The following is a 5,686-nucleotide window of genomic DNA, read 5'->3' on the forward strand; positions in this document are numbered from 1 at the left end:
TGGACCGCTGGCTGGAGTGCCGGGGGCGCGCAGCACCCGGCACTCCAGCCAGCGGTCCACCTGGGTCGCGCCGAGGGCGAGCAGACGGGCGGTCTCCGCCTCCACGTCGTCGGTCTCGAGGTCGATGTGGAAGCGGGGGTTGGTGTCGTCGATGGACTGAACCGCCGTGACCAGTCCGGGGATTGCCTCGTGGAGCGTGGTGAACTGCTCCTCCGTGGGCACGGGTTCGGCGGGTGCGCCGAGCGCCGCGGACCAGAAGCGCGCCGCGGCGGCGGCCTCCGGCCCCGGAGTGTCGATCAGGAGGGCGTAGACGCGGCTTCTATGCATGTGGCCCGGTTTCCGGGGCTGTTGGGTCCCCTTCCGGGCCTTCCGGGTCCGTGGTGTTCTCCACACCCTCCACGAAGTGGTCGAACTCGCCTGCCTGGACGCCGAGTACGAAGGCGTCCCACTTGCGGCGGTTGGTGGTGACCACGTTCGTCGGGTCGCTGGTCTCGCGGATGTAGACCGGGGCCTCGCCGTCGTCGCCCTCGCCGAAGGCGAGCTCGATCCAGGGGCCCGGGCCCGTGGCGTCCGGCGGGGCGGCTCGTTCCCAGATGAGGTCGGGGGGGATGTCGGACACGGGGTTTCCTTCGTCGGGTGCCGGGGAGACGTCGAGTATGGCGCAGGAGAGGCGGGCGGGACGGACGGACAGTACGGTGGACTGACCGTGACCACCGGACCAACGTCGGCCGAAGCGCGAACGCGCCCTTCACAGGGAAATCTCAGCAAACGTCGACGTCCTTTCTCACCTTCGTGGGACAGAGTGAGGCCCGATGAAGCGCAGCTCAGGCAGCTCCCGTTCCGCACGCCTCGCGGGCAACCGCAGGTACGCGCTGTTCGTCGCCGTGGTGACGCTCGCGCTGACCTCGGCGTCCGTGGCGACCGCGGACGACGGTCCGGGCCCCTTCGGGGTGACCACCGTGACCCAGGTGAGCAAACAGAGCCTGCGGGTGGGTGCCCTGTTCGGGGCGGCCCACGCCACCAGCCTCGCCGGCGGTCACCACTGCACCGCGTCCGTGGTGCACAGCGCGGGGCACAACCTCATCGTCAGCGCGGCGCACTGCCTGGACGGCGACCCCGGGGACGTGTTCGTGCCCGGCTACCGGGACGGCAGGGCGCCGTACGGGATATGGAAGGTCGAGCGGCGGTTCCTGCCGGACGGGTGGTCCAAGGGGCAGGCCGAGGACAGTGACATCGGCTTCGCCACGCTCGTCGAGGTCGGAGGTAAGAACGTCGAGGACGTGGTCGGCGCCGACCGGTTCACCACCGGGATGGCGACCGGGGCCACGGCGGTGACGATCACCGGGTACCCCTCCGCCACCGACCAGCCCATCAGCTGCACCAACAAGCCCACCCAGCACAGCGCCACCCAGCAGCGCATCGACTGCCCCGGCTTCACCGGCGGCACCAGCGGCAGCCCCTGGGTCAACGGCGACCAGCAGGTCGTCGGGGTCATCGGCGGACACGAGCAGGGCGGGCTGACGCCCGACATCTCCTACAGTGTCGTGTTCGGCAAAGAGGCGGCCGAGTTGTACAAGGACGCCACGACTGACCCGTAATAAGGAGCCGTATCCGGCGCGGTGGACGCGCTGAATACGCGTCAGATGTGGCGGAAGCACGGCGAAATGCCGCCACCCTGCCCCGAAATGGCCTTGAACAGGGCCGACATGGGGGAGGGTTGAGCCGTGCGAAAAGTATGGGTGGCCGGTGGGGTCGCGGTTGGGCTGGGGCTCAGCTTTGTGATGCTGCTCGTCGTCGGGGTCTACCTCGTCGCCGGGAACCTCGCGGGCGGGGCCGGCGGCGGGAGCGTCGCGCTCGCCAAGGGCTCGGTGCCGGCGGCGTATTCGGCGCTCGTGCAGAAGTGGGGCAACCTCTGCCCCGCCCTCAACCCCGCACTGCTCGCCGCCCAGCTCTACCAGGAGAGCGGGTTCAACCCGAACGCGAAGAGCCCGGCGAAGGCCGAGGGGATAGCGCAGTTCATCCCCGGGACCTGGGCCACGCACGGGATCGACGGCAACGGCGACGGCGTACGCAACGTATGGGATCCGAATGACGCGATTCCGTCGGCCGCGACCTACGACTGCGAGCTCGCCTCGTATGTGAAGGACGTGCCGGGGAACGTGACCGCCAACATGCTCGCCTCGTACAACGCGGGGGCGTACGCGGTCATCAAGTACGGGGGCGTGCCGCCGTACGCGGAGACCAAGAACTACGTGAAGACGATCACGACACTGTCGCAGAGCTTCGCCGCTCCCGTCACCCGGGTCGATCCCTCCGAGCAGGCCGCCACCGCCATCAACTACGCCCAGCAGAAGCTCGGCACCCCATATCTGTGGGGTGGGAACGGCACCGCGGACCAGGGCGGGCGCTTCGACTGCTCGGGGCTGACCAAGGCCGCGTTCGAGGCCGCGGGGATCACGCTGCCGCGCGTTGCGAACGATCAGTACAACGCGGGGCCGCATCCGCAGCGGGCCGAATTGCTGCCGGGAGATCTGGTGTTCTTCTCGGACGACCTGACCAATTCCCGGGCCATCCGGCATGTGGGGATTTATGTCGGCGGCGGGTACATGATCGACGCACCCCGGACGGGTGCTGTGATCCGGTTCGACCCCATTGACACCCCCGATTACTTCGGTGCCACCCGAGTCACCGAAGATGGCGCGAAAGCACTCCCCACGACGGTGTGAACCGCGTGTGAACCCACCCCCTGAGCTGCGGCGATGAGTCTCTCTTCGATAACGTCTGAGTGATCATTCGGTGGAGGGTGGAACGTATTAAGCGGGACCGTGCGTTCCTGTTCAGTAATGCGCACGAGAGGTGCGCCCGGAACTACGACGTAGGAGCCGCAGCACCATGGCTGTACTCGCCGACTCCGGGTCGAATCCCGACGTCGATCTGCTCTACGACATCAATGGCCTCGCCAAGGACGCGCCGCACTGGTTCGACCGGGGTGTGGAGTTCGTCGGTGAGTACGGGCTGCTCGTCGCGATGGTGCTGCTCGTGGTGTGGTGCTGGTGGTCCGTGCGGCGCCGCGGGGACGAGGATTCCGCCGCGTCCGTCGCGGGGCTGGTCTGGGCACCGCTCGCCGCGTCGCTCGCTGTCCTCGTGAACGTGCCCATACGCGGGTTCGTGGAGCGGCCCCGGCCCTTCCTCGACCACAGCGGGCTCGATGTGCTGATCTCCGGGAAGACCGACTACTCCTTCGTCAGCGATCACGCGACGATCACCATGGCGATGGGCGTGGCGCTGTTCGTCGCGGACCGGCGGTTCGGGCTGGTCGGGATCGGGCTCGCGCTGCTGGAGGGCTTCTGCCGGGTGTACATGGGCGTGCACTATCCGACCGACGTGATCGGCGGGTTCGCGCTGGGGACCGCCGTCGCCCTTCTCCTCTCGCCGCTCGCGATGGTTCTGCTCACGCCGGTGCTCAAGGCGGTCGAGGGCTCCGCGTGGGGTGGGTGGCTGGTGCGGTCCGCCGGCGCCCGCCGGGTCGGGCGGGACGCGGTGCTTCCGGGGGCGCGTACGGAGGCTTCGGGGACCGAGGAGAGAGACCTCGCGGCCTGAGGCTCCGCCGGGAGACCGATGCCTACAGCCCCTGCGGGTAGCTGAAGAAGTGGTTCGGGTCGTACTGCTTCTTCACAGTGGTCAGGCGCGTTGACGCGTCGCCGTAGTACGCCTTGCGCCAGTTCGTGAGCGTCGGGTCCGTGTAGTTCTGGTAGGCCGCGCCCGAGGCGTACGGCTTCATCGCGTTGTGGAACGACGTCAGCCAGGACTGGGCCGACGTGCCGGCCGTCCCGGAGGGCCAGGAGACGATGTACTGGGCCAGCATGCGGGAGCGGCGGTGGACGAAGGCCGTCGCCGTGGGGGAGACGCGGTTGACCGCGCCGCCCAGGGCCGTCAGCGCGATGTCGCCCGAGTTGCCGCGCACCGCCCTCATCTGGTTGAGCATCGTCTGGATGCCCGCGGCCGAGATCGAGCGGTCGAAGAAGTCGGAGCGGCCCACATAGGTCTCCCGCGCCAGCGCGCCCTGCGGGGAGCGGCCCGGGGTCGAACCCGGCAGATGGCACTGGGCGTCCGTGGAGAACGACGAGCAGCCCGCGTAGGCCTCCATCGACTCCTCGTAGGTGTGCCGCTTCAGCGAGACGCTCGACGCGTTGCCGCCGACCAGGTGGGCCAGCTTGTCGACCGCGTTCTGCAGCTCGTTGTAGGTGCCCAGGGAGAACGCGGCCACGGAGACGCGCGGGGTGCCGCCGGGGGTGTTCGTGAGGTGGCAGGACGACCAGATCTCGTCGGGCTGGTCCGGGCCCCACTCCTGCCAGGCCTTCACCACGGCCGCCGCCATCGACGACGGCCAGGTCAGATATCCCGATACGGCCTGGGGCGCGGGGTGCGTCCGGTACTGAAGCTCGGTGACGACGCCGAAGTTGCCGTTGCCCGCGCCGCGCAGCGCCCAGAACAGGTCCTTGTTCTCGCTCGCGTTGGCGACCAGTTGCCTGCCGTCGGCGGTGATCAGCGTGGCCTGCGTGAGGCTGTCGCAGGTCAGGCCGTACGCCCGGGAGACCACGCCGTGGCCGCCGCCCAGGGTGAGACCGGAGACGCCGACCGTCGGACAGGAGCCCGCGGGGATGGTCACGCCCTTCGCGGCCAGGCCCCGGTACACGTCGATCAGCTTGGCGCCGGCGCCGACGACCGCGGAGGTGCCGCTCGCCCGGATCCTGTTCAGCTTCGACACGTCGACGATGAGGCGGCCGTCGCCGGAGGAGTAGCCCGCGTAGGAGTGGCCGCCGTTGCGGATCGCGACGCGGATGTTGTGGGCGCGGGCGTAGGAGAGGACCGAGCGGATGTCGTCGGGGTTCGCGACGTACGCCACCGCGGCCGGCTTCAGGGAGTCGAAGCGGGTGTTGTAGAGCTGGTGGGCCGTCTTCCAGGAGGCGTCACCGGGGCGGACCAGGGTGCCGTCCAGCTCCCGGGCCAGGGCGGCCCAGTTGGCGGCCGCCGCGGCGGTGGTGGTGCGCATCCCCGACGTGCCCGTCGAGGAGGCGGCGTTGGTCGCCGTGGCCGTCGGGTCACCGCCGGCTGTGTTCTTGCCGTTGCACGCGGTCGTCGCGACCGCGGCCAGCGCGGCCATGCCGCCACTTATGAACGAACGCCGTTCCATTTGCGCCTCCTGTGGGGGTTCCGTGAAGTGAGATACGCCCGGCGCCCCACAAGTTCTCGCGTTCATGTCACGGGTTCGGAACAGAGAGATGGCCCTCGGAATCCGTCCTGGCCTGGCTTCTCGCCCGTCTCGCCGGACCGCGCCAGCCACAGACGCACCGGCCGAAGCAGAACGGCCCCTGCTCGGTCAGCGTCGTGCGGTGTTCCGGATGTACGGGGGGAGCCTCTCGGCTGTCCTGCTGCGCCACTCCGACAACGTTACCGAGGTTCCGTAAAGGGTTCGTATGGCGGCCGTATGTCCTTGACCGTGCCCGGGCACGCGTGACGGGGTCACCCGCCCGCTCGTTAGCGCAACGACAGGGGGCCCGTGACGACGTACCGGGGGTACGGGAGCTATGGAGCGGCAGCAGAGGCCGGCCGGCGGGGCGGTCCTCGTGGCGGGAATCGTGGTGGGGGTCTGTGTCGGCGCCGGTGGGTGCGGGGCCGGGGACGG

Annotated in this window: 6 protein-coding genes; 3 read left to right on the forward strand and 3 right to left on the reverse strand. The window is 69.5% G+C overall.

Annotated features, from left to right (window positions below):
* On the reverse strand, window positions 1-327 hold a 327-nt coding region (locus JHN63_RS46690; protein WP_200691210.1), incomplete at its 3' end, for a VOC family protein.
* The gene (locus JHN63_RS46695; protein WP_200691211.1) at window positions 320-619 is read right to left on the reverse strand and encodes a DUF397 domain-containing protein; all 300 of its coding nucleotides are present in this window, start codon (window positions 617-619) and stop codon (window positions 320-322) included. The genes JHN63_RS46690 and JHN63_RS46695, both read right to left, overlap by 8 nt.
* Window positions 620-812: 193 nt before the next feature.
* Between JHN63_RS46695 and JHN63_RS46700 the strand changes: the two genes are divergently transcribed.
* The 3 genes from JHN63_RS46700 (at window position 813) to JHN63_RS46710 (ending at window position 3,600) form a co-directional block, all read left to right on the forward strand.
* Window positions 813-1,598 carry a serine protease gene (locus JHN63_RS46700; RefSeq protein WP_200691212.1) on the forward strand — a complete coding sequence of 262 codons (786 nt, stop codon included), beginning with the start codon at window positions 813-815 and terminating at the stop codon, window positions 1,596-1,598.
* Between the two features lie 183 nt (window positions 1,599-1,781).
* Window positions 1,782-2,726, forward strand: a complete 945-nt coding sequence (locus tag JHN63_RS46705) for a bifunctional lytic transglycosylase/C40 family peptidase (RefSeq protein WP_307782154.1) — start codon at window positions 1,782-1,784, stop codon at window positions 2,724-2,726.
* Between the two features lie 166 nt (window positions 2,727-2,892).
* Window positions 2,893-3,600, forward strand: a complete 708-nt coding sequence (locus JHN63_RS46710; protein WP_200691214.1) for a phosphatase PAP2 family protein — start codon at window positions 2,893-2,895, stop codon at window positions 3,598-3,600.
* A 22-nt stretch (window positions 3,601-3,622) separates the two neighbouring features.
* Here JHN63_RS46710 and JHN63_RS46715 read toward each other — a convergent pair whose 3' ends face one another.
* Window positions 3,623-5,194, reverse strand: a complete 1,572-nt coding sequence (locus JHN63_RS46715) for an FAD-binding oxidoreductase (protein ID WP_200691215.1) — start codon at window positions 5,192-5,194, stop codon at window positions 3,623-3,625.
* Between the last annotated feature and the right edge of the window lie 492 nt (window positions 5,195-5,686).

It is taken from the genome of Streptomyces sp. MBT65 (assembly GCF_016612545.1).
Lineage (GTDB): Bacteria > Actinomycetota > Actinomycetes > Streptomycetales > Streptomycetaceae > Streptomyces.

Coding starts and splice junctions, on each gene's coding strand:
- JHN63_RS46710 (WP_200691214.1), top strand. CDS start 2,893: ATGGCTGTACTCGCCGACTCCGGGTCGAATCCCGACGTCGATCTGCTC.
- JHN63_RS46705 (WP_307782154.1), top strand. CDS start 1,782: ATGCTGCTCGTCGTCGGGGTCTACCTCGTCGCCGGGAACCTCGCGGGC.
- JHN63_RS46700 (WP_200691212.1), top strand. CDS start 813: ATGAAGCGCAGCTCAGGCAGCTCCCGTTCCGCACGCCTCGCGGGCAAC.
- JHN63_RS46715 (WP_200691215.1), bottom strand. CDS start 5,194: ATGGAACGGCGTTCGTTCATAAGTGGCGGCATGGCCGCGCTGGCCGCG.